The sequence below is a fragment of the Alcaligenes sp. EGD-AK7 genome, assembly GCF_000465875.3.
Classification (GTDB): domain Bacteria; phylum Pseudomonadota; class Gammaproteobacteria; order Burkholderiales; family Burkholderiaceae_B; genus Alcaligenes; species Alcaligenes phenolicus.
The window spans coordinates 822,112-848,612 of record NZ_AVOG02000001.1; the positions used below are offsets into that span (position 1 = coordinate 822,112).

19 protein-coding genes are annotated in these 26,501 nt (G+C 57.3%); 8 read left to right on the forward strand and 11 right to left on the reverse strand.

The features are described from left to right. Positions 1 to 51 precede the first annotated feature (51 nt). Positions 52 to 957, forward strand: coding sequence for a DMT family transporter (locus tag N879_RS03845; protein ID WP_009457978.1), 906 nt, complete (start codon positions 52 to 54; stop codon positions 955 to 957). Between the two features lie 871 nt (positions 958 to 1,828). Here the strand turns inward: N879_RS03845 and guaB are convergent. From guaB to N879_RS03890, 9 genes are all read right to left on the reverse strand, one after another. Then, entirely contained in the window at positions 1,829 to 3,289 is a 1,461-nt protein-coding gene (guaB, locus tag N879_RS03850) for an IMP dehydrogenase (protein WP_009457979.1), read from the reverse strand. Between the two features lie 43 nt (positions 3,290 to 3,332). After that, a complete protein-coding gene (gene purL / locus N879_RS03855) occupies positions 3,333 to 7,394 on the reverse strand; it encodes a phosphoribosylformylglycinamidine synthase (RefSeq protein WP_022983177.1) in 4,062 nt (1,353 codons plus the stop codon). Positions 7,395 to 7,626: 232 nt separating this feature from the next. Continuing rightward, the gene (gene greB, locus N879_RS03860; protein ID WP_009457980.1) at positions 7,627 to 8,220 is read right to left on the reverse strand and encodes a transcription elongation factor GreB; all 594 of its coding nucleotides are present in this window, start codon (positions 8,218 to 8,220) and stop codon (positions 7,627 to 7,629) included. A gap of 17 nt (positions 8,221 to 8,237) precedes the next feature. Further along, positions 8,238 to 9,086, reverse strand: a complete 849-nt coding sequence (locus N879_RS03865; RefSeq protein ID WP_009457981.1) for a 3',5'-nucleoside bisphosphate phosphatase — start codon at positions 9,084 to 9,086, stop codon at positions 8,238 to 8,240. A gap of 6 nt (positions 9,087 to 9,092) precedes the next feature. Continuing rightward, a complete protein-coding gene (locus N879_RS03870; protein WP_009457983.1) occupies positions 9,093 to 9,989 on the reverse strand; it encodes an alpha/beta fold hydrolase in 897 nt (298 codons plus the stop codon). Between the two features lie 121 nt (positions 9,990 to 10,110). Continuing rightward, a complete protein-coding gene (locus N879_RS03875; protein WP_009457985.1) occupies positions 10,111 to 12,579 on the reverse strand; it encodes a DNA internalization-related competence protein ComEC/Rec2 in 2,469 nt (822 codons plus the stop codon). A gap of 200 nt (positions 12,580 to 12,779) precedes the next feature. After that, entirely contained in the window at positions 12,780 to 13,613 is an 834-nt protein-coding gene (locus tag N879_RS03880) for a TatD family hydrolase (RefSeq protein WP_009457987.1), read from the reverse strand. Between the two features lie 74 nt (positions 13,614 to 13,687). Further along, entirely contained in the window at positions 13,688 to 14,401 is a 714-nt protein-coding gene (locus N879_RS03885; RefSeq protein ID WP_009457989.1) for an ABC transporter ATP-binding protein, read from the reverse strand. Then, positions 14,394 to 15,668 carry a lipoprotein-releasing ABC transporter permease subunit gene (locus tag N879_RS03890; protein ID WP_009457991.1) on the reverse strand — a complete coding sequence of 425 codons (1,275 nt, stop codon included), beginning with the start codon at positions 15,666 to 15,668 and terminating at the stop codon, positions 14,394 to 14,396. Before N879_RS03890 ends, N879_RS03885 begins: the two co-directional genes overlap by 8 nt. A gap of 42 nt (positions 15,669 to 15,710) precedes the next feature. On the opposite strand from N879_RS03890, the gene N879_RS03895 reads away from it, so the two are divergent. After that, entirely contained in the window at positions 15,711 to 16,658 is a 948-nt protein-coding gene (locus tag N879_RS03895; protein ID WP_009457993.1) for a hypothetical protein, read from the forward strand. Continuing rightward, on the forward strand, positions 16,640 to 18,349 hold the full coding sequence (recJ, locus tag N879_RS03900) for a single-stranded-DNA-specific exonuclease RecJ (RefSeq protein ID WP_009457995.1): 1,710 nt from the start codon (positions 16,640 to 16,642) through the stop codon (positions 18,347 to 18,349). Before N879_RS03895 ends, recJ begins: the two co-directional genes overlap by 19 nt. A 172-nt stretch (positions 18,350 to 18,521) precedes the next feature. On the opposite strand, the gene N879_RS03905 is transcribed toward recJ, so the two are convergent. Continuing rightward, a complete protein-coding gene (locus N879_RS03905) occupies positions 18,522 to 19,445 on the reverse strand; it encodes a DMT family transporter (protein WP_009457997.1) in 924 nt (307 codons plus the stop codon). Positions 19,446 to 19,792: 347 nt separating this feature from the next. Here N879_RS03905 and N879_RS03910 point away from each other — a divergent pair, with 347 nt between their 5' ends. After that, positions 19,793 to 20,725: a bile acid:sodium symporter family protein gene (locus tag N879_RS03910; protein ID WP_021446706.1), complete on the forward strand. Its 933-nt coding sequence runs from the start codon at positions 19,793 to 19,795 to the stop codon at positions 20,723 to 20,725. 120 nt (positions 20,726 to 20,845) lie between these two features. Here the strand turns inward: N879_RS03910 and N879_RS03915 are convergent, their stop codons facing one another. Next, positions 20,846 to 21,757, reverse strand: a complete 912-nt coding sequence (locus N879_RS03915) for a DMT family transporter (RefSeq protein WP_021446707.1) — start codon at positions 21,755 to 21,757, stop codon at positions 20,846 to 20,848. A 694-nt stretch (positions 21,758 to 22,451) separates the two neighbouring features. On the opposite strand from N879_RS03915, the gene infA reads away from it, so the two are divergent. The 4 genes from infA to N879_RS03935 all read left to right on the forward strand — a co-directional run bounded on the left by infA (position 22,452) and on the right by N879_RS03935 (position 26,500). Beyond that, on the forward strand, positions 22,452 to 22,724 hold the full coding sequence (infA, locus tag N879_RS03920; RefSeq protein ID WP_009458008.1) for a translation initiation factor IF-1: 273 nt from the start codon (positions 22,452 to 22,454) through the stop codon (positions 22,722 to 22,724). Between the two features lie 111 nt (positions 22,725 to 22,835). Then, on the forward strand, positions 22,836 to 24,545 hold the full coding sequence (locus N879_RS03925) for a methyl-accepting chemotaxis protein (protein ID WP_009458010.1): 1,710 nt from the start codon (positions 22,836 to 22,838) through the stop codon (positions 24,543 to 24,545). Positions 24,546 to 24,656: 111 nt separating this feature from the next. Then, positions 24,657 to 25,761, forward strand: a protein-coding gene (gene prfB / locus N879_RS03930) for a peptide chain release factor 2 (protein ID WP_115635138.1) whose coding sequence is annotated in 2 segments (ribosomal slippage) — positions 24,657 to 24,737 and positions 24,739 to 25,761 — 1,104 coding nt in all. Because the reading frame shifts where the segments join, the coding sequence is not laid out codon by codon here. A gap of 1 nt (position 25,762) precedes the next feature. Next, positions 25,763 to 26,500 (forward strand): SDR family NAD(P)-dependent oxidoreductase, encoded by a 738-nt coding sequence (locus tag N879_RS03935; protein WP_009458013.1) that lies wholly within the window; start codon positions 25,763 to 25,765, stop codon positions 26,498 to 26,500. Position 26,501 lies beyond the last annotated feature (1 nt).

Below are 26,501 nucleotides of genomic sequence, written 5' to 3' on the forward strand. Positions count from 1 at the left end.
GCAAGTCGGTCTACAGCGAGCATACGTCTTCCTTATTGATGGATGCTTCCAATGCGCAACTATGCTTATCCGCTGGTGACCATGCTGTTGTGGTCCGGCAATGTCATTGTTTCCAAAATGGCGCACGGCCTGATCGCCGCACCTGCCATGAGTTTTTATCGAGTCGTGCTGGCGCTGGCCATCATGAGCCTGTTTGCCGCTCGCCCTGTCTGGCGACACTGGCACTCGATCCGTCCTCAACTACCCAAACTGCTGTTTCTGGGATTTCTGAGCATGGCGTTTTATCAATGCCTGTCTTATTGGGCAGCAGCCAGCACCAGTGCCACCAATATGGCCGTGATTACCGCACTGACACCCCTACTGACCCTGTTGACCACCCGTCTGCTGCTGGCAGGCTCTGGCCCTCGCGGCATGCTGCCCGGCGCCCTGCTGGCCTTGTTTGGAACAGTCTGGTTGATTAGCGGCGGCCATCCCATGCAACTGCTAAGCCAAGGAGTCCGCTCTGGCGACTTGCTGATGCTGACAGCGGCATTGAGCTACGCCTTTTACAGTGTTTTTTTGAAGAAATGGCATATCACTGTGCCAGCCTGGCAATCGACCTATCTTCAAGCCTGGGGAGCCTTGATCACCCTGCTGCCGGTCTTCTTCTGGCTACCGGCTGAACAAACTCAATTGAATGAGCAAACAGTCCCCCTGATCCTGTACGCAGGCATCCTGGCCTCCGTCCTGCTGCCCTACTGCTGGACCCAAGGCATCACACGCTTGGGCCCGGCCCGATGCAGCCTGTTCCTGAATATCCTGCCCTTCATGACCGCCATGCTGGCCATCCCATTGCTGGGCGAACAACTGGGCGCACACCATGTGAGCGGTGGATTGCTGACTCTGGCAGGGGTGATTTTGGCTCAATGGCCGCCTCAACAATGGCTGTTCAAAACCAAAGCAGCCCCTGCCAAATAAGAAATATGGGAGTTTTATACCCAACTCCTGCTATGAACTGATTTTCCAGCTATCCGCCACTAATTTGTGAGCTAACGAGTGGCGAACTAATGAACTGAATAGCTGAATGGCTGAATGGCTGAATAGCTGAATAGCTGAATAGCTGAATAGCTGAATAGCTGAATAGCTGAATAGCTGAATAGCTGAATAGCACTCTTAGGGTAAGCGCACCCCGCAGTATCCAAAGCAAGGCGTCCCGTCATAAACGGGGCACTTTTTATTATTTAGAGTTCTCTGCATTCCCATCCCTCCCACCTCATAAAGAGTCGCTCCCTGAATGAAATAAGGGCTACACGGCACCAGCCAAGGTGGAAATAGCAAAGGCTGAGATAGCAGTAGTTACTGCTATTGCTGTTGCTGTGATCTTGACGGTGACGGTGACGGTGACGGTGACGGTGACGGTAGTGATTGTGTAGAGCCCTGACCAAACAGCCAACACACCCACAAAAATCCTAAGTGCAAGGTACAGGCAGGGCTATATATTGCTCGATCTGAGCCTCTTGCGGCCTGGGTGGGGGCGTGGGGCGAGTCAGACTGCTTGCCGCGGGCGGTGTCGGGATACGGGATGCAAGCACTCTGCTGTTTGAACCCGACGCTTGTGATTGGTCCGGGGGACCAATCACCGGGTGAGTTCAGAGTGCGCCCGTATCTCGACACCGCCAAGGGCACCGGTGCGCAGCACCGGCAAGCGGTCCGCCCCACGCCCCCACTCAGGCCGCAAGAGGCGTCTATTCTGAGCCCCCCCCTACCCCACAACACAAAGGCGGAAACCTCAAAAAAAACCGCCAACCCAAAGGCTGGCGGTTTCTGGCATGCAAGAGACTGTCTAAGATCAGTCAGCGCGGTAGTTAGGCGCTTCCTTGGTGATCTGCACATCATGCACGTGGGACTCACGTACACCAGCAGCCGTAATTTCCACGAACTCGGCCTTGGCGTGCAATTCCTCGATGGATTTGCAACCGCAGTAGCCCATGGAAGCACGGATGCCGCCAACCAGTTGGTAAATAATGGCAATCACACTGCCCTTGTAAGGCACGCGGCCTTCAATACCTTCTGGAACCAGCTTGTCAGCGTTGTTCGAAGGATCCTGGAAGTAGCGATCAGCTGAACCATCCACCATGGCGCCCAAGCTACCCATACCGCGGTAGGACTTGTACGAACGGCCCTGGAACAGCACCACTTCACCCGGAGACTCTTCAGTACCAGCAAACATACCGCCCATCATGCAAGCGGAAGCGCCAGCAGCCAAAGCCTTGGACACATCGCCGGAGAAGCGGATACCACCGTCAGCGATCAGAGGTACGCCCGTACCTTCCAAAGCCTTGGCAACGTCAGCAATAGCCGTAATTTGAGGTACACCCACACCGGCTACGATACGAGTCGTACAAATAGAGCCAGGGCCAATACCGACCTTGACACAATCTGCACCGGCCTCGACCAGAGCGCGAGCGGCATCAGCGGTAGCAATGTTGCCACCAATAACCTGAATGCGAGGAAAATTCTTCTTGACCCAGCGAACGCGCTCGATAACACCACGGGAGTGACCGTGGGCAGTGTCCACCACCACCACGTCCACACCGGCTGCGGCCAGTTTCTCGACACGTTCTTCAGTACCATCACCCACACCGACCGCAGCGCCAACGCGCAATTGACCGTGGCTGTCTTTGCTGGCCAGAGGGTGCTCGGTGTTTTTGACAATATCCTTAACCGTTGCCAGACCACGCAGCTGGAACTGATCGTTAACGATCAGCACGCGCTCCAGACGGTGGCGGTGCATCAGGGCCTGAGCTTCGTCCAGCGTGGCGCCTTCGTGCATGGTGATCAAACGCTCTTGAGGCGTCATGACATCACGCAAAGGCAGATCCAGGCGGTCTTCAAAGCGCAGATCGCGGTTGGTAACAATACCCACCAGTTTGCCGGCCTCAACCACAGGCAAACCGGAAATACCGTGCTGACGCTGCAGGTTGATGGCATCGCGCACCTTCATGGTGGGCGTAACAGTAACCGGGTCAATCACGATACCGAACTCGTGACGCTTCACACGTGCAACTTCACGTGCTTGAGCATCCGCCGTCAGGTTCTTGTGGATGATCCCGATACCGCCTTCCTGTGCCATGGCAATAGCCAGACGCGCTTCGGTTACCGTGTCCATGGCAGCCGAAACCAGCGGGATATTCAGGGTGATGTCCCGCGTAAAGCGGGTGAGCAAGGATGTATCGCGAGGCAGAACCTCGGAGTAAGCGGGAACCAACAACACATCGTCGAAGGTCAGTGCTTTCTTGATGAGACGCATGCTTTTATAACTCCGTCCAAAAATCGATTATACGCGTAAGCAATTACGCAATCCAGACCCGAGCGTTGCGAAACATCCGCATCCAGGGAGTAAATCCACCATTTGCCATCTGATCAGCACCCTGATCGGCGGCGCCCCACTGCTCTGGAGTCCAGGACATCATGACGTTGCGCGTCACGCGTTCCGGGTGAGGCATCATGATGGTAAAGCGGCCATCTGCCGTGGTTACGCCGGTCAAACCGTAAGGGCTGCCGTTGGGGTTCAGCGGGTACTGTTCGGTGCGCTGACCGCGATGATCCACAAAGTGAACCGCAGCGGCGACCTTGGACGCATCGCCTTGACGCTGGAAGTTGGCAAAGCCTTCACCGTGAGCCACGGCTACTGGCAGACGGGTCCCTTCCATACCCTTGAAGAACAAGGATGGCGAAGAGGCAATTTCCACACTGGAGAAACGAGCTTCGTATTTTTCCGACTGGTTACGGGTAAAGCGTGGCCAGAATTCTGCACCTGGAATCATGGGAGCCAAAGCGGCCATCATCTGGCAACCATTACAAATACCCAGACCGAAGGTATCGCTGCGACCGAAGAAAGCAGCAAACTGATCCGACAACTGGTTGTTGAAACGAATGGTCTTGGCCCAGCCTTCACCGGCGCCCAGAACGTCGCCATAGCTGAAACCACCCACAGCCACCATGCCCTGCATGCCTTCCAGCGATGCGCGGCCCGACAGCAGGTCGGTCATGTGTACGTCAACGGCTTCGAAACCAGCAGTATCAAAGGCCCAGGCCATTTCCACCTGACTGTTGCACCCCTGTTCGCGCAAGATGGCAACGCGTGGGCGCTTGCCGGTAGCGATGAAGGGAGCAGCAATATCTTCCTGCGGGTTGAACATGACGCGCGGCGAGATGCCTGGATCTTGTACGTCTTCCCAGCGATCGAATTCGGCCTGCGCGCAAGCGGGGTTATCGCGGCGCTCCATGATGCGGCGGCTAACTTCGCTCCACTGTTGCGCCAGTTCCACACGAGGGGCCTGGTAAATGCAAGCGCCATCGCGGTAGAACTCGACCTGATCAGTCTTGTTCAGGCTACCAATCACGTGGGAGTGAGCCGACAAACCGGCTTCACGCAGAATTTGCATAACCTGATCACGCTGGGCCAATGGCACCTGGATAACAGCACCAGCCTCTTCGTTGAACAAGGCGCGCAAGGTGATTTCATCACGCTGCACGGAAACCTGTTCGGCACGAATCTTGTAATCGCCCCAATCGGCAGCATGAGGGTCGATGGTCAGCATGTCCAGATTCACGGACACGCCTGTGTGACCGGCAAACGCCATCTCGGCCACGGTCGCGGCCAGGCCACCGTCGGAACGGTCGTGGTAGGCCAGGATCAGATCCTGGTCGGCCAATTGGCGAATCACCTTCACAAACGCCAGCATGGCTTCGGCGTCCTGCATGTCAGGTACGGACTGGCCAACCTGATTGAAGGCGTGAGCCAATACGGAAGCGCCCATACGCTGTTTGCCCTGTCCCAGATCGATCAAAACCAGAGCAGTATCGCCCACATTGGTTTGCAGTTGGGGGGTCAAGGTGCGGCGCACATCGGCCACTTGAGCAAAAGCGGTCACCACCAGGGAAACTGGCGAAATCACCTGACGGGACTCACCGTCCTGCTCCCAGCTGGTACGCATGGACAGGGAGTCCTTGCCCACCGGAATGGACAGGCCCAGGCTCTGGCACCACTGGCTGACAGCCTGAACCGTGTCGAACAAGGCGGCGTCCTGGCCGTCTACGCCGCAAGCGGCCATCCAGTTGGCGGACAGTTTGACGTCTTTCAGGTCACGCACATCGCTGGCGACCAGGTTGGTCAGGGCTTCAGCCACAGCCATACGGCCGGAGGCTGCAGCGTCGATCATGGCGCTAGGGCTACGTTCGCCCATGGACATGGCTTCGCCACGCACGCCTTCAAAATCAGCCAATGTCACGGCGCAGTCAGCCACAGGCACTTGCCAAGGGCCAACCATCTGATCGCGACTGCACAGGCCACCCACGCTGCGGTCGCCAATGCTGATCAAGAAAGTCTTGTTGGCCACAGTGGGGTGACGCAGCACCCGGTGCATGGCTTCGGTCAAAGGAATAACGGTCAGGTCCAGCGGTTCGGCCACGCCGTCCAGACGCTTGACGTCGCGTTCCATGCGTGGGGCTTTACCTAGAATCACATCCATAGGCACGTCAACAGGACGTTCCTCGATGTTCTTGGGGGTGTGCACTTCATCCACGCCAGGCAGGCCTTCGCCGAAAGTCACGCGCAATTGGCGCTCTTCAGTCGCCACACCCACGACGGCAAAGGGGCAGCGCTCGCGCTGAGCAATGCGCTCGAAACGCGGCAGATCCTTGGGCAGAATGGCCAGGACGTAACGCTCCTGGGATTCGTTGGACCAGATTTCAGCAGGCGACAGACCCGACTCTTCCAGAGGAACGCGAGTCAGTTCAAAAATAGCGCCACGCTCGGCATCGTTCACCAGTTCCGGGAAAGCGTTGGACAGACCGCCCGCCCCCACGTCGTGGATGGCAATAATGGGGTTATTCTCGCCCTGCTGCCAGCAGCGGTCGATCACTTCCTGGGCACGGCGTTCCATCTCCGGATTGCCGCGCTGCACGGAGTCAAAGTCCAATTCGGCGCGGTTCGCGCCCACGCCCATACTGGACGCAGCACCGCCACCCATACCAATACGCATGCCGGGACCACCCAGCTGAATCAGCAAGGCGCCCACTGGCAGAGGATCTTTGTGAGTCAGGCGATCGTCAATCGAACCCAGACCACCGGCAATCATGATGGGCTTGTGGTAGCCCCAGCGCTGATCGCCAGCCGTTTGTTCAAAAGTACGGAAGTAACCCAGCAGATTAGGACGACCAAATTCGTTATTGAAGGCGGCACCACCAATCGGGCCTTCAATCATGATGTCCAGGGGGCTGGCGATACGGTCAGGAATACCGTGGGAGTCTTTTTCCCAAGGCTCCATTTGCTCAGGGAAGCACAGATTGGACACGGTAAAGCCGGTCAAGCCCGCCTTGGGCTTGGAACCACGGCCTGTTGCACCTTCGTCACGAATCTCGCCACCGGCACCTGTCGATGCGCCGGGAAATGGAGCAATCGCCGTGGGGTGATTGTGGGTTTCCACCTTCATCAAGGTGTGAACCAGCGCTTCGTGGCGCTGATACACAGGCTCGTTGGCCTGATCATCAATACCGGCGTGGAACAGAGTAGCGGGGCCGCCCGTCATGATGGCGGCGTTATCCGCATAAGCCACCACGGTATTTTCAGGTTGAGCCGCGTGGGTTTCGCGAATCATGCCAAACAAGGTCTTGCCCTGGTTTTGACCGTCGATTACCCACTGTGCGTTAAAAATCTTGTGACGACAGTGTTCACTATTGGCTTGCGCGAACATCATCAATTCCACATCGTGCGGGTTACGACCCAGACGCGTGAAGGCATCCATCAGGTATTCAATTTCGTCCTCGGACAGCGCCAGACCCATTTCCTCGTTGGCCTGCTTCAAGGTCGCCACGCCACCACCCAGAACATCCACGGTCTGGATGGGCTTGCCTTCCAGTTGGGTGAACAGCGCCTGACCGTCAAACTCCAAACCAACCACGGTTTCGGTCATGCGGTCGTGCAGCAAGGCAGCCAGTTGCTCCAGCTGAGCCTGATCCAGTTCCTTGGCACCCAGCAAGCCACGCTTGGGGGTGATGATGTAACGCACGCCACGCTCGATACGACGTACCGCTTGCAAGCCACAGTTATGGGCGATGTCAGTCGCTTTACTGGCCCAGGGTGACACGGTCCCCAAACGAGGAATGACACGCAGAACCAAGGCGCCTTTAGGCGGCTGAGGGTCCAGCGCAGGCAGACCATCGTCCAGCAGGTCGCTGAGGTGCTGACGCGCACTGGCATCCAGGCCGGACTCTTCAGTCCAGACATAGTATTCGTGCAAGGCAAGAATGTCGGCAACAGGCAGTTGACGCTGCTCGACACGCTCTAGCAAACGCTCACGACGAAATGCGGAGAGCACGGACGAACCGGGAAAGTACAGGATTTGGCTCACGATACGGGAGGGGCAAAAAAGGTGGGAGAAATAGAAAACACGCCATTTTAACCGGAAGCGACACAAGAGGTCACATCGGTAAATGGCGTGCACAAAAAGGGAAAATTCAGTTCAAACAAGGGGGCCGCAAGCGGGGCTGGAGACACAGCAAACCGGGCAAGCTCGACAAGACGTCTTGAGGGGCCGGAGCGATTGGCGCCCCGTAATCTCCAATACGGACCCGGTACGGCGTTCAAATCGGGCTGTCTCCATCCAGATCAGGAGCTGGTGCGGGTTCGGGATAGGACACTTCCAGAATATCCAGCTCTTCCTTGCCGGCGGGGGTGCGCAGCACCACGGTGTCGCCTTCACGCGCCTTGATCAGGGCCCGGGCCACCGGCGAAATCCAGCTGATACGGCCCTGCAAAGGCTCGGCCTCGTCCACGCCCACAATGGTGATGGTGAACTCTTCACCCTGGCTGTCGCTATAAACAACGGTTGCACCAAAGAACACCTGATCGGGATTGGGCTGCAAGCCGGGATCGACCACTTCGGCAATTTCCAGACGCTTGGTCAGGAAACGGATACGGCGGTCGATTTCTCGCAGGCGTTTTTTACCGTACAGATAATCGCCGTTCTCGGAGCGATCACCATTGGATGCCGCCCAGGAGACGATCTGCACCACCTCGGGACGTTCCTTGTTCATCAAATGGCTCAGTTCGCCACGCAAACGGCGATACCCCAGGACCGTCATGTAATTCTTGGTCCCACTGGGTAGCGCACTGGCCGGGGCGTCCAGATCGTCGTCATCGTCCTGATCGGACTCTTTCACAAAGGCTTTATTCATCGTTTAAAAGGCTCCTGCTAGAGCCACTCCTGCCAAACGGGTTTCAATCCCGAGGGCAAAGGCGGCAAATCGCCTAAATCAACACGCCCTTCGCTGGGACCATGAAAATCCGAACCACAGGACACTTCAAAACCATAGCTGCGTGCTACCTGGGTATACACGCTGTATTCCTGCGGAGTATGACTGCCTGTCAGCACTTCAATACCTACGCCACCCAGTTCCAGAAACTGGGTGTACAAGGCATGGCTGCGGGTGCCATCCAATTCGTAACGTCCGGGGTGGGCAATAATGGCCTTGCCGCCCGATTCACGTATCCAGCCCACCGCTTCTTCCAGGCTGGCCCAGACGGTTTCCACGGCAGCAGGCTTGCCATCCGCCAAGTAGCGGCGAAAGGCCTCATTCATATCAACGCAGTAACCTTGCTGCACCAGAAACCGCGCAAAGTGCGTGCGACTGATCAGTTCCGGATTGGCAGCAAATGGAACTGCGCCTTCGTAGGCATTGGGAAAGCCCAGTTTTTCCAAGCGTTCACCCATTTGACGAGCGCGCTGCTCGCGGCCAGCACGCACATCATGCAGCGCCTGCTGCAGGGCAGGATGGTCCGGGTCCACGCCCAGGCCCACAATGTGGATAGTCTTGTTCGCCCAAGTGACGGAGATTTCTACCCCGTCCACAAAGCGTATGCCCAGATCCTCGGCGTATTGCCGGGCCAGTTTCAAGCCACCGATTTCGTCATGATCCGTCAGGGCCCACAGTTTCACACCGTTAGCATGCGCACGTGCGGCGAGTTCCGCGGGGCTGAGCACACCATCTGAATAAATGGAATGGCAATGCAAATCAACGGGCAAGCGGGCCTGAACACTCATAAGGGGCTATCCAGCAAGAAAGTAGTCGATATGGTCGATTTGCTCGGCATTGCGCAGCATGGGCGCATGCCCCACATTGGGAATAGTCACCAATTGCGAATTGGGATTGCGTTGCAACATTTCCTGGGCCGCTTCTGGCTTCAAGAGATCGGACTCTTGGCCTCGTACGATCAGAACCTTGTCCGGCAAACCCTCATAGGCGCCCCACAACAAAGCCTGTGCCGCTTGCAAATCCACATCCGCTTGCTGAGCAAAGGCTTGCGACAAGCGCAAATCGTAATGGCGACGCCATTTGCCTTCATGTTCCACAAAGACGTGGCGGGACATATCGGCCCATTCTTCAGCGGAATGCTCCCCGAAGGAAGCCGAGACTGAACGTACATACTCCACCGCCTGTTCGAAGGTATCAAACAGCACGGACTGACCGACGTATTCACTAATGCGTTGCAGCCCTGTCATATCCAGCGCCGGGCCTACATCGTTCAGAACGACACGCCCCAAGGGCAGTTGCAAGGGTTCGGCGCCCAGTCCTGGTCCGGGGCGAGCCGGACGCAGCAAGGCTGACATGGCTTGCGCGCCTTGCAAACCCAAGGCAATCAAACCGCCCATGGATGTGCCCACCCAATCCAGCCGTGCCGGCTGCAATCGGGCAATCAATGCCAGCATATCAGCGACATATTGAGGAATGGCGTAAGCGGCTGGATCAATCAGCCAATCAGAGCGCCCACGCCCGACAATATCGGGGGCTACCACACGGTAACGTTTGGACAGGCGCTGAGCCAGTTGATCAAAATCCCGGCCAGTACGCGTCAAACCATGCACGCACATCAAAACCTGATCGTTACCGGGATCGCCCCACTCCCAGTACGCCATGCGGTGCGTACCGGAGGCACTGGCACACATAACCCAATTAAGGCGCGGCTCCTGAAGATCAGTTGTCATGAACGCTCAGACCAGAATTTGACAGATAAAGGACTATTGTAGCCCAGCCCGAGGGCTTTACTATGCCGTTTCTGTCCTGCCGTCAGGGCGGTGCTGGGGACTGCCAGTAGCGGGCGTGACGATCACGCTCGCCAAAGTAATACAGGGCCGAAGGACGCGACTCCACAGTCAAAGCGCCCCAATGATCGGTACGCAGGAATAAAGCGCCGGAGCGTTCCCAACGCGTTTGCACCTGCGCATGTGGATGCCCAAAGCGATTCCACCATCCTAGTTGAGCAATCGCCAACCCCGCTTGCATGTGTTTCACAAAATGCGCCCCCGAGGAGGTCCGGGAACCGTGATGCCCGACTACAACGACATCAACAGGCCCCAAGCCCGCCGCCACAATGGCTTGCTCCTGCGCCACACCGGCATCGCCCAAAAGCAAGGCGCTGTGTCGGGCACCTCGAATTTCCAGCACACAGCTGATGGCATTCTTATCTTCCTCACTGCCATAGGCGGCCTTGAGTCTGGCTTCATCCGCAGGGGGCCACCAGAACCGGAAACGTACGCCGTCTACCTCCCAGTGCACATCCTGCTCACAGCGCAGGGCCTGCTCCGGGCGAACAGTGGAGCCAGCAGGCACGGCCAGCAAACGCTCCTCCCGATTCAGATGCGCGTCCAGATCAAAGCTGCTATAGGAGCGGCTAACCGGCACCGCCTGCAATACGCTGCGCGTCCCGCCCACATGGTCCATATCGGCATGAGACAACACCAAGGTATCGATCTGCCCTATTCCCTTGGCTTTCAACCAGGGCGCAATGCTGCGTTTGCCTTCATCGGAATCAGGGCCGTAGCGGTTTCCCACGTCAAACAGCAACACCTGACTGCGAGTACGCAGCACCACCGCACTGCCCTGGCCTATATCCAGGGCAAACAAGTCCCAGTCCCCTTCCTGCAATAAAGAAGGTCGCAAAGCCAAGGCGGGCACCAACAGAGACAGGCCGCTCAAGCGGGACACAAAGCCTTTGGGCAAAAGTAATAGCAGTACCCCCAGCAAAGCCAGAACTGTCCAAGCCCAGTGCTGGGCAGGCACTGGCACACTGGCAAGGCTGCGCTCCGCCAGCCAGATCGTAGGCTGCATGGTGAAATCCAATACAGCATGAGCAAGATTGGCGACAGACTCGCACCAGCTTGGCGGAGCCTGTAGCGCCGCCAAAATCAACAAGAGCAGCACCAGAGGCGTCACAACTGAGCCGATCAAGGTGATGGCATACGCATTCGCGGGCAAGGAAGCCAAGGATATTTCATGGAACAAGGGGGCCAGTGCGGGCAGCAAGGCCAAGGTAATCAGCACCTGCAACTGAGTCGCAAACCAGATCCGCCGCCCCCAGCGCTGCCACCAGGAGCCTGGCTGCGGCACCTGCCCCATCAAAGCGCCAAACGCGAACAAGACCGAAACGGCGGCGAAAGATAGATAAAAGCCGGTGGTCAGCCCCGCCCATGGATCATGCAAAACCACAAACAGAGCTGCAATCAGCAAAGTCCGGCTGGCTCCCAAATATAAACCCCGAATACGGCAGACACCCAGCACCAGCAACATCAAAAAAGTACGCTGGGCAGGAACACCCCAGCCTGCGATGACGCAGTAAGCACCCGCCCCGGCAATACCTACCCAGGTCGCAGCAACCTGAGCAGGAACTTGTTCGGCCAATACCCAGCGCCCCCAACGAACACGTCGCCAACACCAGGACACTAAGGCAGCCAACAACACGGCCAGGAACGTAACGTGCGTGCCGCTGATGGAGACCAGGTGCGTCAGGCCACTGCGATTGAAGATCAGCCAATCCGCTGCGGCGATACTGGCCTGATCTCCCAAAGACAAAGCCAGCATCACCCCGCCCCAGCGTTGTTCTTGTACGTAGGGCATCAAGACGTTGCGCAAATGATGGCGTAGACGCTCCGTCCATGTGGGCCAGGACTGCGCCGGATCAAAGTCCAATCGTTGTGGCTGACCCCGCACACTGCCCACAGCCCGCCAGCCTTGAGTCATGGCATGACATTCTGCGTCAAAGCCATGAGGGTTACGGGCTCCTTGAGGTGGACGCATCAATAAAGACATGCGCCAGCGCTGACCGGGCATCAGCTCGGGGAAGCTTTGTACAGACGGCTCACGGTACAGGGAGCGATGGCCTTGAGCCGCATTCCAGCGAACCAGAATCTGCTCGGGCAAACCGGGAGGCTGGGAGCTCAAGACTCGTGCCTGAAACTGTCTGTAATTCGGCCCTGCCTGTACCAAGGACTGGATTTCCAGCTCTACCCGACTGACTTTATTGATGTCAGTGACCGGGACGGATTGAGCCAGCCGGCCCTGTATATGCCAAATGCTGTAGCTGGCTCCCAAGCAGGCAAAGACCAGAACATAAGCAAAAGAAAAACGCTGCGCCAGCAAGATGCTCACAACCACAGCACCCAGCCACGGCCAAACAGGCAAGGCCAGATACGAAGGCTTCAGGAAATGGGTGAATGTGGCTGCGGCCACAAAAGCGGCTAAACACGCACGCCCTGTCATGGGCTCTGCCCTGCCATCGTGATCTCCACGCAAATCTATAGCGTAGAGTTCAGGCGTGCCTCAAAGGGTCGAAACAAGGACACTTTGCTCATATCGGCTTGTACCGATAGGCAAAACGCGCCTCTTACCTGACAGATAAACCAGGAGTGAAAGCCCAGTGAAAAAGCAGTTCTGGCAACATCAAAAAGCCTGCCCCCAGCCTAATACCCCTGGCTAGACAAAAACGCATCCAGCCTTGGCAAGACTCGTCGTGCCGTGGCCCCGGTCTGGCGAATGACATCAGCCACGTCCATCCCCCGCAGCTCTGCAAGACTCTCCGCGACTCCTTTCACCTCAGCCGGCTCATTGCGAACCGATGCCAAGGGAGTCCCCGGCTCCACCAACCAGGACGGCGCCAAATCCGGCGCATCGGTTTCCAGCACAATATCATCAAGACTCATATCCTGCGCCAGACGGCGAATCTGCTTGGCTCGGCCAAAGGTCATGGCCCCACCAAAACCCAGCGCACAGCCTTGGCGTACGAACATCTGCGCCTGCTGCTCACTACCGTTAAAAGCATGGGCTATCCCGCCTACTCCCGGAAATTGCCGCAGATATTTCAGTACCCGGTCTTGAGAGCGACGCACATGCAGGAGTACAGGCAAGCCATAGCGTTGCGCCATGGCCAATTGAGCTTCATACAGCCATTCCTGATGACGACTAGCCTCTTCGGTTTTCAGCTCTGGCACAAAGTAATCCAGACCGATTTCACCCAAGGCGACAAAACGCGGGTCGTCCAGACGCAGCTGGATTTCCTGCTCCAGGGCTTCCAGATCTACTGCCCCCGCTTCAGGAGTAAACAGGGGGTGAATCCCCAGCGCATACACGCCCCCGGGTGCTGCCATCGCGGTCTCACGGGCAGCTTGAAAGTCAAATACACCTACGGACGGCACCACAATCGAACGTACACCCGCCACGCGGGCACGCTCAATCACCTGCTCTCGGTCTTGAGCAAATTCGGGAGCATCCAGATGACAATGCGTATCGATAAGCATAACGAGACTCCCCACAAACCTCAGCCCCTCAAAGGGAAGGACGCGGTATGACAGCCCCACGCCCCTGCCAGATATTAGACCCGGCGCTCGGACCTGATTTCCTGGGTCAGATAGCCCTTGTCCATGACCAGCTGACGATGGGCCAGGGAGGCCAGGGCCTGGTCATGGGTCACGATGACAAAAGCTGTGCCGAACTCTTCATTGACCCGGCTTAACAGTTCAAACATGCCTTCAGCGGTATAGCGGTCCAGATTACCGGTCGGCTCGTCCGCCAGGACGCAGGCAGGTCGTGTGACCAAAGCACGCGCCAAGGCCACTCGCTGACGCTCGCCCCCGGACAACTGACCCGGATAGTGATGCACGCGCTGGGACAAACCCACTTGTTCCAGAACCTGCTGAGCCTGCTCGCGCGCCTCTGGACGCTTCATGCGACGCACGATCAAGGGCATGGCCACATTGTCCAGCGCATCAAACTCAGGCAGCAAATGGTGGAACTGGTACACAAAGCCCAGCACCTTGTTGCGCAGCTGACTGCGTTCGCTTTCATTCAAACTCTCTGTCTGGGTGCCGTTAACCTCGATGCTGCCTGTATCAGGCTTGTCCAGCAGGCCCAAAGCGTGCAGCAAGGTACTTTTACCCGAGCCGGAAGCGCCGATAATAGCCACCATCTCGCCACGACACACTTCCAGATTCACCCCGGAAAGCACTTGAATGCTGTTGCCACCTTCCTCGTAGTGGACGCTGACATCGCGCGCGCGCAGCACGGTTGGAGCGATAAGATCAGTCATGACGCAGCACCTGTGCAGGTTGAAGCTTGGAAGCACGCCAGCTTGGGTACAGCGTGGCCAGGAAGGACAGAACCAGCGAGACGATGGCAATCAGCACAATGTCATAGACCTGCGGATTGGAAGGCAATTCGCTGATGAAGTAAATCTGCTGAGGCAGGAATTTACGGCCCATCAGGTTTTCAATAAAGGGCACGATCACGTCGATATTGTAGGCAATCAAGGTACCCAAACCGACGCCCAGCAAGGTACCCACAACGCCAATCAAAGCACCTTGCACCAGGAAAATACGGGCAATCTCGCTGGGGGTGGCACCAATAGTGCGCAGAATCGCAATATCCGACTGCTTGTCTTTCACGGCCATCACCAAGGAAGACAGCAGGTTGAAAGCCGCCACGGCCACAATCAAGGCCAGAATCAGAAACATCATGCGTTTTTCGGTTTGCACAGCGGCAAACCAGGTACGGTTATTAGCTGTCCAGTCCGACACCAGCACGTTGCGCGGCATTTTGCTGGCCAACTCCTGAGCCACCATGGGGGCCTGCTGCATATCTTTAATACGCAGACGCACACCACTATTGCCACTGTCGCGGAAAATCTTGGAAGCATCATCCACGTTCACAAAAGCCAGGCTGGCATCGTATTCGTAATAGCCGGAGGAAAACACGCCGGTTACCGTGAACTGGCGCATGCGCGGCGAAAAGCCGGCTGGCGAGATCGAGCCTTGCGGGGCCATCAGCATGATCGTATCGCCCGTACTGACACGTAACTGATTGGCCAACTGCTCGCCCAGCACAATCCCGAAAGTGCCTGGCTGCAGATTTTCCAGTCGGCCCATGACCATTTGCTGGGCCAGCTCGGACACCTTGCTTTCCTGATCAGGCTCAATGCCACGTACCTGCACGCCCATCAATTGATTACTGCGCACCAGCATGCCCTGCCCGGCCACATAGGGGGCCGAGCCCACCACAGCCGGATTGGTCTGGGCTTTTTGGGCCAGCGACTTCCATTCATTCAGGACTTGCTGATGATCGGCATTGCGCACAATCAGTTCAATATGCGGCAAGACCGACAGCATGCGATCACGCACCTGGGTCTGAAAGCCGTTCATGACAGACAGCACGACAATCAGCGCGGCTACCCCCAGGGCAATCCCCGCCATCGAGCTGCCCGCAATAAAGGAGACGAAACGGTCTTTTCGTCCCCCACGCCGTTTGCGGCCCTTGGCCAGGCCGGCATACCGCGCTCCAATCCAAAATTCGTATCCCATGCGAGCTGCTATCGCCTCAAAGAAAACACTACAATCGCTGTCATGCAGATCGTAATCAACGGTGCGCTGCCGGAACCGGCCATCGCGCGCGAACTCATCAAACACTTGCCCCAGACGGCCCCTTCACTGGTTCAGTTACTGACTCAGGGCAAAGGCACGCTGTCGGTACGCGACCCGTCCGAGGACCTGTGCACGCCAGCACAAGCCTGGCTTTTGCACGCCCACGGCTTTACGGCGCACCAAGCCCAGCATCTTAGCGCAGGTCTGGCCCCTTTGCGGCTACGCCAGTTGAAACAAATCCACTCGGTGACACCTGAAGAAGCTGTCTGGCTGGCAGAGCTGGTGCACATTGCCCCCTCTCGCGAGGGCGCCATGCTGATACCCAGCGAGCAACTGGCCTTGACTGAGTCCTACAGCCGCGCCTTGCTGGAGGCCATTCGCCCTTATCTGGACGACACCGGCTTTCAATTCGAGTACATCAGCCCGGCCTTGTGGCGTGTCACTCCACCGGCTGATTTTACGGTGCAAGCGGCCTCCACAGAACTGGTCAGCCAAAGCAATTTGAATAATTGGTGGACTCAGGATGTGCAAACTCGCCCCTGGCGTCGTCTTATCAATGAATTTCAAATGCTGGCCTTTGCCCTGCCGGACAATCAGGAGCGCGAACAGGCGGGTCTGCCCAATGTGAACAGCTTGTGGCTGTTTGGCGGAGCGTCCTGCCAGCAATTAGGCCCCGAGCCCGCCGAACTGCGCATTATTGATGACTTGCAAGACAGCCTGATACGTCAAGACTGGGGGCTTTGGCTGCAACAACTGGCCGAGCTGGATCGTACCGTGCTCGCCCCCCTGGCCGCAGGGCCCATGCCAGAACTGGTGCTGACCGGACTGGACCGCTATGCTCACGTCGGTCCCGCCTCGCGCCGCATCTGGCCCCTGTCCCTGTTCAAACAAACCTCTAACTGGAGTCAGTGGTGGTCACCCCTATCCTGAAAAACCGTCCCGCTCAAGAAGCCGCCAGCCACGCCCTGAAACAGGCCGGGATTCACGATTTAATGGCCCGCCTGCTGGCCTCCCGGGGTGTAACCGATGCCGCCCAGATCGATCCGGCCTGGCGCAACATGATTCCGCCCAATATGCTGACCCAGGCGCGTGAAGCCGCCGTCTTGCTGGCCGATGCCATTGCCCGCCGGGACCGCATGCTGATCATTGCCGACTACGACTGTGACGGCGCTACCGCCTGTGCAGTCGGCCTGCGTGCGCTGCGCAGCATGGGGGCAGTCGTGGACTTTCTGGTTCCGAACCGCTTTGAAACCGGCTATGGCCTGTCGCCCGCCGTGGTCGAACTGGCTGAGCAACATCCCTCGGGCAAACCGGATCTGCTGATTACCGTGGATAACGGCATTGCCAGTATTGATGGTGTGGAAGCCGCTCATCTGGCGGGCATGAAAGTTCTGGTCACAGACCACCACCTGCCCGGCGATGAGTTACCCGATGCCCTGGCGATTGTGAATCCCAATCAGCCCGGCTGTGAGTTCCCCTCCAAGAACCTGGCCGGTGTAGGCGTTATTTTTTACCTGATGCTGGCTTTGCGTGCCGAGCTGCGTCAGCGCGGGGTATATGAGGCCAATGCAGGCCCACGCCTGAACGAACTGGCCGATCTGGTCGCCCTGGGGACCGTGGCCGACGTAGTCAGCCTGGATGCCAATAACCGCCTGATCGTCACCCAAGGGCTGGAGCGCATGCGCAAGGGTCAGATGCAGGCTGGGCTGCGCGCCCTGTTCCAGGTTGCTGGCCGTGACCCGCGGCAGGCCAGCGCCTTTGATCTGGGTTTTGCCCTGGGGCCACGCATCAACGCCGCCGGTCGACTGGCCGATATGGCCTTGGGCATACGCTGCCTGATCACGGATGACGAAGACGAGGCCGCTAATTTGGCTCGCGAACTGGAGGACATGAACCAGGATCGCCGCTCGATTGAGCAGTCCATGCGCGAAGAGGCCCTGCGCGCAGCCGAACTGGCAGAACCGGACACCAGCGCCACTGTCTGCGTGTTCCACCCCGAATGGCACCAGGGCGTGGTCGGCCTGGTCGCCTCGCGTTTGAAAGAAAAGTACTGGCGCCCTACCCTGGCGTTTGCCCAAGGTGACGAAGGCGAGATCAAAGGTTCGGGCCGCTCTATCCCCGACGTACACCTGCGCGATGCGCTGGATTTGGTCTCCAAACGCTATCCCGGTCTGATTCTGAAGTTTGGTGGCCACGCCATGGCGGCCGGCCTGACGATTGAAGAGGACAATTACGATGTGTTTGTGCAGGCCTTTGAAGAGGCCGTACAGGAACTGACCGGCCGCTATCAGTTTGATCCCGTCATTGAAACCGACGGTTCGCTGGAACCTGAGCACATCAATATCACCGTCGCTAGCTTGCTGCAAAAACAGGTCTGGGGCGCAGGGTTTCCAGCCCCCGTGTTTCGTGACAAGTTCTTTGTACGCCAGCAGCGTTTGCTGAAGAACAAGCACTTGAAGCTAAGCCTGGAGCGTAACGGCGAATACTTCGATGCGATCTGGTTCAACCGCGATACCTTGCTGCCGGAAAATATCGAAGCCGCCTATCGCCTGGATCAGAACGAATGGAACGGGAACGTCAGCGTGCAATTTATTATTGAATATGCACAGGGGCAGGATTAAGCACTATCGCTATCGCCCAGTGTCCCTTTCCCGGAACCGCTGCTTATGCAGCGGTTTTTTTTAATTACGACTAGCTTTGAATAGAAGCAGCCCTGGCATCCCAGCTACGCATGGCTTCTGTAATAGGCGCATCCAATACAGTCCCAATACGGCCATCCCGCGCCTAACCTTCTTAATGCGTTTGAGACTTCGACCGAGTCGGCAAGGTCGCCAGCACCAAGCCCGCCAGAGCCAGAATGAAGGCGTAAACATGCACGGTGGTGAAGCTCTCACCCAGCACCAGCACACCCACTGCTGCGGTACCCAAGGGCATCAAGACCATAAACACCGCGGCTTGCGAAGCGGGTACGGAACGCACTCCCGTCATCCACAGCCAGACCGTCCAGACGCTGGCGGCCAAGGAATAAAACACCAGCAAAGGCCAGATCCAGCCTGCCGGTGCCGTGAAATCGAAATCCCAGGCGGCGTATAAACCTAGGGGCGTAATCAGCGCCAGGCTACACAGATTGATAATCGCGCTGATGCGCTTGGGACTAAGCACGGCGGTCAGGCGCTTGCCTATGACCGCATAAGCCGACTCGCACAGGACGGCACAAAAGATCAGCGCATTGCCCAGCCACATTTTTCCTGGGTCCAGCTGATCCACACCGTGATCGTCCTCCTGTACCAGGGCCAATAAGGCAATCCCGCCCATCCCCAGGGCCAGTGACACCCAGGTGCGCGGCCCTATGCTTTCTTTCAGGAAGTACCAGCTGAACAAGGCCACCATCCCGGGAATGGCGGACAAAATAACGCCAGCAGAGACCGCACTGGTCATGCTGATGCCTGTCACCATGCACAGCGTGAACAGGAAATTACCCAAAAAGGATTCCAGAAAAATCAGGCCACGGGTACGCAGATCCAGTGCGGGTTCAGTCGCCGGTTTGCGCAGCCAGCGCAGCATGGCGATCCCGCCAATGCCAAAGCGCAGCCAGGCCAGCAAGAACACCGGCAGTGCCGCGACCAACGGCCGTGTCAGGGCGATATAACTGCCCACCAAGGACATGGACAAGGCCAAACAGGCGTATGCCGCCAGACGTGATCCCGCTCTATTCACCCACCCTCTCCTAATACACACATTTGCAAGGCAGCTAATCAAAATACCACGGCGGCCAAGGTCTACAATACGCCCGAGCTCGGCCTTCCAGGATAAAAAACATGGCCTGCCATGTTGTCCGTTTCGCTCACCACCGCCTGTACCCCTGACCTTACCCAGATCTGCCCGTACAGCCCCGTGTTGCCAGCGCTTTATCCCACCCCATCGGAAAGTCGTGTCGCCAGCCCTTAAGCAGGTCTGCGATGGACGGCCCTACACTCGGCCCGACCCATGCTGCTCCCCGTAACAGACTAATCCGCACCGCGCCGGCCCACCGGCCAGCCGTGCTCCTTGAAGGATATTTCATCATGCAGGCTATCGCCCGCCTGAGCCGTTTTGTTGGCAATACCTTTGCCATCTGGGTTCTACTGTTTGCCGTTCTGGCCTATTACTTTCCCGACCACTACCGCTGGTTAGGCGCTTATATTGTTCCACTTCTGGGCATCATCATGTTCGGTATGGGTCTGACCTTGTCGCGCCAGGACTTTGCAGAGGTGTTTGTGCGCCCTGGCCGTGTGGCTATTGGTGTAGTGGGACAATTCATCATCATGCCCGGTCTGGCCTGGTTTCTGACCTACGCCTTTTCCCTGCCACCCGAATTGGCCATTGGCGTGATTCTGGTGGGCTGCTGCCCCGGTGGCACCTCGTCGAACGTGATGACTTTTCTGGCCCGTGGCGACCTGGCCCTGTCGGTTGCCATTACGTCGGTCACCACCTTGCTGGCTCCTATCGTCACCCCTGCCCTGATTTACTTCCTGGCCAGCCAATGGCTGGAAGTCAGCGCCTCGGCCATGTTCTGGTCCATTGTGCAGGTGGTGATTCTGCCAATTGCCCTGGGCATTATTGTGCAATCCCTGATGGGTGAAAAGATCAAAGCCGGTGTGGCAGCCCTGCCCCTGGTATCTGTGGTGGCCATTGTGGCTATCGTGGCCGCTGTTGTCGCGGGTAACCAGCCAAAAATTGCGACCAGTGGCTTGTTGGTGTTCTCGGTTGTCGTTGTACATAACACCCTGGGCTACATCCTGGGCTATGTACTGGCACGCTTGAGCGGCATGCCTTTAGCACAGCGCAAGACGCTGGCTATTGAAGTGGGTATGCAAAACTCCGGGCTGGGTGTTGCCCTGGCCAGCGCCCATTTTTCGCCATTGGCCGCTGTGCCCAGCGCTATTTTCAGCGTTTGGCACAATATTTCCGGTCCCTTGGTCGCGACAATTTTCCGTCGCATGGGTGATGGCAAGTAAACACCTGCAACCATGTGCAAGGACTTGAACCCAAAGTCCACAAAGTAAAAAGGGACGCTCTACCGGGCGTCCCTTTTTTTGCATCCAGAGTGTCGCAAGACACCCGCATCCGCTCAAGCCTCAGCTTTTACGCGAAGACACATAAATCCCGCCTACGATCAGCAAGAAAGCCGCTCCGTGGTAAAGCTTGGGGGTATCGCCCAGAATAAAAACCGACATCAAGGCGGCAAATACAGGCATCAGATTGACGAAGAAACCGGCCGTGGCAGCGCCCACTCGCTGAACAGCCACCCCCCAGCATCGCAAGGCGATCAGAGCCGGACCAGTCCCCACATACAGAATGGCCAGCAACAAGCCCCAGGACCAGTCGATATGCCAGTCGGTAAATTGCCACTCCATGGCGGCAAAAGCACCAGACCAGATCAAACCGAAAAACACTTGTGCCATCACTACAGTGGCCCAGGTTTCTGCGATTGCACCCTCATGGCGACGGGTGCTGAGCATCCAGCTATAGATCGCCCAGGCGATAGTGGCAATCACCATGTACACATCACCCGGCACAAAACGGAAGGCCATCAGCTCCTGCCAGTCCGCACGCGTCAGCACCAGCACCACACCCAGCAAGGACATCAAGCCACCCACCAACTGACGCCCATTGACGGTGGATTTGAAGAACAGGCGTCCAATGACCAGCATCCAGAACGGCAAGCTGGCGTTGACCAAAGTCACGTTAATGGGGGACGAGCTTTGCAGTGCCAGGTATTGCAAAGCGTTATAGATCCCTATGCCCAGCAAACCCAGAATCGAGTAGCGTTTCCAGTTGGTCCACAAATTACTGCCGCGTCGCAGCACTTGTCGTCCCACAAAAAGCAGAATGGTGAAAGCTACCAGCCAACGGAAGAAATTCAGGGTAATGGGCGGAACCTGATCATGAATCAGGCGCCCCACAATGGCATTACTTGCCCACAAGATCGTGGGTAAAACCAGTAAAGCCGTCGTGCCAGGGGTCAGTTTCTGAGTGCTCACAAGCATGTCCTAAAAAACGGCAACGGCGCATGTGATCCCTCCTCAGGTCACCTCTGCGCCGTTACGATTGGCCTAGTATATAGGCAAGCATGCTCTGCCCTCTACGCCTTTACCTGCCTGCTTGTGACGATGAGAACTGGTCAATCTTTGACCAATCCATAAATATTATTTATAATCATACAATTGTCACGTCATGGCGCTGATTGAATTTTATTGGCCCATCCCATCCACGCTCGTCTGACTTTAGCAACATCAGATGCAGCTACCCAGGGTAAATCGACCTTGAAACACCCCCACTTTTGGGAATAAAGCTTGACCCGATCAAGCGCCCCAAGTGCATTACTTGGCACCACAACCAGCACCTTTAACCGCAAGGGCCTGTCCCGCGCGTCGTTATACAGGTTCCTGTTCCTGGCAAGTATTCGTGTTTTTGCCCGTTTTTCAGGTAGGCAGACCTTGTCTGCCCCGGCTGGATCCCCCTATGAACGGCGGGCGTGTTTTCAATTTGATCCACCTGACCCTGTCTGGAACCAACCATTCCTGACAGACACAGATTCACCCCGATTTTTATGGGCCTAGTGCAAGGCTGGACTCCAGACACCGCTTGTCCGGTTTGTCGGTCTGCCTTGTTTTCAAGCCCGTCCCCGTCCCGCCCAGCAAGGCCAGACGGGAATTATTATTTTTAAAGGAGTCCCGATTTATGGCCAAAGAAGAGCTACTTGAAATGCAAGGTTCCGTCACCGAAATCCTGCCTGACTCGCGCTTTCGTGTCACCCTGGACAACGGTCACGCCGTTATCGCCTACACCGGCGGTAAAATGCGCAAGCACCACATCCGTATTCTGGCTGGCGACAGCGTCACCCTGGAAATGTCGCCCTACGACCTGAGCAAAGGTCGCATTATCTTCCGCCACCTGCCCAAGCGTATTGGCGCGCCGACCTCTGCCCCTCGTCGCACTCCCCACCGCCGTTAAGACATAGCGCCACACCCCTGTCACAATTAGATGCAAAGATAGGCGCGCCTGACAGGGGTGCGACAAGAGCCATCAGCGCTCGGGCGCACCCCACATCTTGTGGGAGTCGCCTTGAAAAAACTACTGACGCTCAAAACCGGCTTCATCGCCTATTTTGCAATTCTGAGCCTGTTTCTAATCCTGATGCTGATTGCCCTGCAACATTTGAGCAGCAGCATCGAACAGCGCAAGCATCTGGAAGCCCAGCGCCATCAAACGACGGCGCTTAGCAAAGACTTCAAACGCATCAGCGAATTGCTAAGCCGTCAGGCCATCGCGTTTGTCTCCAGCGAACAGATCGAATTTCAGGAAAACTTCCGCCACCTCCTGGCGGTGTTTACGGGTGCCCAGGCGGATCAGGATGGTGTCACACTGGCGATGCTGGACCGCTTCAGGGATCTGGAGCTGGAACCGGCTGAACAGGACCTGCTTCGCTCCGCCTATGAGCAGACCCTCGCACTTAGCCAGGTTCAGTCCGAGGCCATCCAAACCGCCAGCGGCCAGTTTGAAGATGGTAACGGCGCTATCCGTATCGCCCTGCCCAATGCCTTGATGGCCAAAGTGCTGGTGTTCAGCCAGCAATACATTCAAGCCTCCGCCCAGATCACCAACACACTGGATCAGTTCGAACACCAGTTCAGCGAGCGCCTGGACAGTTCTCTGGATCTGGCTGGTCGTAGCAGCGACCGTGCGTTCAGTCTGGCATTAGCGGCACTGGCCCTGTTCTTCATGGCCAGCACGATTGCTCTACGCCTCTTGTATCGCTCCATCAAGCAGCCACTGGATCAAGGGGCAAATCTGGCCAAGGAGCTGGCCCAGGGCAAGCTCAATGCGCAGCTCAGCGTGCGTCGCCATGATGAGTTCGGGACCTTGCTTACAGCACTCAATGGCATCGGCCAGGGCGTACAAACCGTGGTGCATCAGATCCGCGAACAAACCGGCTTGATACGCGACGGCTCGCATGCCATTGTGCTGGGTAGCCAGAACCTGAGCGAACAAATTCTGGACCAATCCACCGAATTGAATCAGACCGTCAAGGCGATGAATCAACTGGCTGACACCGTGCGCCAGAACGCGGAGCAGGCCCAAACCGCCGATCATCTGGCGCAAGACACCTCCAGCCAGGTGGCCCTGGGCAATCAAGCGGTACACAGCCTGCTCGATACCATCGACGCAATTGCCGACAGCTCGAACAAAATGAGCGAGATCACCAAACTGATCCGCAACATTGCCTTCCAGACCAATATCCTGGCCCTGAATGCCGCGGTGGAAGCCGCCCGCGCCGGAGTCCATGGTCATGGCTTTGCGGTTGTTGCTGCCGAAGTGCGCAACCTGGCTTTGCGCTCCACCGACGCCTTGCAACAGATTTCCACCCTGATTTCCAGCTCAGTCGAACAAACCGAGCAAAGCTCGGCTGCCGCCCGAGGTATGGCGCAAGTCATGGCCAACACACAACACAAGGTCAATGAAATGCGCAGCATTGTGGCCGATATTGCCCAAGCCTCTCAGGAGCAGGCGACGCATATCGACTACGTGAACCAGGTCATGATGCGCCTGGACCAGCAAGGCCAGTCCAACCGCCAACTGCTTGAACACAGCGCCCACACCGCTCAGGAGCAGCTGGAGCAAACCACTTTGCTGGCCCAGGTGGTGGCGCATTTCAGTCTGGATAGCGATCTTTCCGGGCCCGATGCTCCCGCCCTGCCCGCCGCCCCCACGCAGCCTTCTTACCGATCCGTGTCCGCCTATCGCACAGCCACGTGCACAATGTCCGGTTCCTGAGCGGCCAATACGTGCCATAGACCTCCGATAAGGGTAAAATCGGAAGTTTGCCGCGCGCCGCCTTGCTGGCTGGCGTGGGTGGCACATCAAATATAGGAAAGCCGCTGAATCATGGAATCGGAACGACTTAATCAACTGGAAGCCCGCCTTGCCGATTATTCGGAGCGGGAAAATGCCTTACGGAGGTATCTTTGACTACGATGACAAAGCTCATCGTTTGCACGTAGTCAATGCCGAACTCGAGGATCCCAACGTCTGGAACGATCCTCAGCACGCTCAGGATCTGGGCCGCGAAAAGAAAAGTCTGGAAAACGTGGTGCATGTGCTGGACGCCTTGCACACGGGTTTGAAAGATTCGCAGGACCTGTTTGAGCTTGCCGCGATGGACGATGACGATGCCACTATCGCCGCCATCGAAGAAGATTGTGCCGCCATGGCCAGCCGTATTGAAGAGCTGGAATTCCGCCGCATGTTCTCCAACCCTGCCGACCCGCTGAATTGCTTTATGGATATTCAGGCCGGTGCGGGTGGTACCGAAGCCCAGGACTGGGCCTCCATGCTGCTACGCATGTATGTACGTTATGCCGAACACAAGGGCTTCAAGGCTGAGATCCTGGAACAGTCTGACGGCGATGTGGCGGGTATCAAATCGGCCTCCATCAAGATTGAAGGCGATTACGCCTACGGTTTTCTGCGCACTGAAACCGGCGTGCACCGTCTGGTTCGCAAAAGTCCCTTTGACTCCTCCAACGGCCGCCACACGTCTTTCACCAGCGTGTTCGTCTACCCGGAAATCGACGACTCCTTTGAAGTCGAAATCAACCCGGCCGACTTGCGTATCGACACTTACCGCGCCAGTGGTGCCGGTGGTCAGCACATTAACAAAACCGACTCGGCCGTTCGTATTACGCACGAGCCCAGCGGCATTGTGGTGCAGTGTCAGAACGACCGCTCGCAGCACCGTAACCGTGCCGAAGCCATGCAAATGCTGAAGTCCCGCCTGTACGAGCTGGAAATGCGCAACCGTATGGCCGAGCAGCAAAAACTGGAAGACTCCAAGAGCGATGTGGGTTGGGGTCACCAGATCCGTTCCTATGTGCTGGACCAGAGCCGCATCAAGGACTTGCGTACCAACTACGAAAGCTCCAATACCCAGAAGATTCTGGATGGTGACCTGGATGCCTTTATTCAAGCCAGCCTGAAACAAGGTATTTAATATGCACGCTTCCACGCTGACTGTTCTAAGCGGTGCCTCTCGCGGTCTGGGCTTGTCCCTGGCACGTCAGGCACTGGCCGCTGGCCATCAGTTGATCACTTTGGCCCGCAGCGAACTGCAACTGGATGCGCCCCAAGGGGCTCATCAACATCTGCAAGTAGACCTGGCCAGCGCGGAAGGCGCACAACAGGCTGCCAAGGCTCTGCAAGCCTTGATCAGCCAGACACAGGCTCAACGCTACGTCCTCATTAATAATGCGGGCACGGTTGATCCCGTTGGGCAGGCCAGCCACCTGCTCGATGCCCAGGCCATTACACAGGCGCTGCAATTGAATGTCGCCAGTGTCATGAGCCTGACCGCCGCCTTCTTGCAAGGCGCCCCCAAGGATGCCCAACGCCAGGTGCTCAATATATCCTCCGGTGCCGGCCGCAAACCCGTCTCGGGCTGGGCCGTGTACGGCTGCAGCAAGGCAGCGCTGGATTTTTATACGCAAACCCTGAAGCTGGAAAATCCCGAGCTGGCCGTTTGCTCTCTGGCCCCTGGCGTGATCGATACCGATATGCAAGGCCATATCCGTAGCCAATCCCGCGACCAGCTCCCGAACCTGAGCCGCTTTATCGACCTGCATCAACAAGGTCAGCTAAGCAGCCCGGACGATACGGCCGAGCGCATTTTGCGCCACCTGAACAGCCCGGATTTTGGCCAGCACGTCCTGGATGACATCCGCCACTACGAATAAG

Coding starts and splice junctions, on each gene's coding strand:
- N879_RS03845 (WP_009457978.1), top strand. CDS start 52: ATGCGCAACTATGCTTATCCGCTGGTGACCATGCTGTTGTGGTCCGGC.
- guaB (WP_009457979.1), bottom strand. CDS start 3,289: ATGCGTCTCATCAAGAAAGCACTGACCTTCGACGATGTGTTGTTGGTT.
- greB (WP_009457980.1), bottom strand. CDS start 8,220: ATGAATAAAGCCTTTGTGAAAGAGTCCGATCAGGACGATGACGACGAT.
- N879_RS03865 (WP_009457981.1), bottom strand. CDS start 9,086: ATGAGTGTTCAGGCCCGCTTGCCCGTTGATTTGCATTGCCATTCCATT.
- N879_RS03870 (WP_009457983.1), bottom strand. CDS start 9,989: ATGTGTGCCAGTGCCTCCGGTACGCACCGCATGGCGTACTGGGAGTGG.
- N879_RS03875 (WP_009457985.1), bottom strand. CDS start 12,579: ATGACAGGGCGTGCGTGTTTAGCCGCTTTTGTGGCCGCAGCCACATTC.
- N879_RS03880 (WP_009457987.1), bottom strand. CDS start 13,613: ATGCTTATCGATACGCATTGTCATCTGGATGCTCCCGAATTTGCTCAA.
- N879_RS03885 (WP_009457989.1), bottom strand. CDS start 14,401: ATGACTGATCTTATCGCTCCAACCGTGCTGCGCGCGCGCGATGTCAGC.
- N879_RS03890 (WP_009457991.1), bottom strand. CDS start 15,668: ATGGGATACGAATTTTGGATTGGAGCGCGGTATGCCGGCCTGGCCAAG.
- N879_RS03895 (WP_009457993.1), top strand. CDS start 15,711: ATGCAGATCGTAATCAACGGTGCGCTGCCGGAACCGGCCATCGCGCGC.
- N879_RS03910 (WP_021446706.1), top strand. CDS start 19,793: ATGCAGGCTATCGCCCGCCTGAGCCGTTTTGTTGGCAATACCTTTGCC.
- N879_RS03915 (WP_021446707.1), bottom strand. CDS start 21,757: ATGCTTGTGAGCACTCAGAAACTGACCCCTGGCACGACGGCTTTACTG.
- infA (WP_009458008.1), top strand. CDS start 22,452: ATGGCCAAAGAAGAGCTACTTGAAATGCAAGGTTCCGTCACCGAAATC.
- N879_RS03935 (WP_009458013.1), top strand. CDS start 25,763: ATGCACGCTTCCACGCTGACTGTTCTAAGCGGTGCCTCTCGCGGTCTG.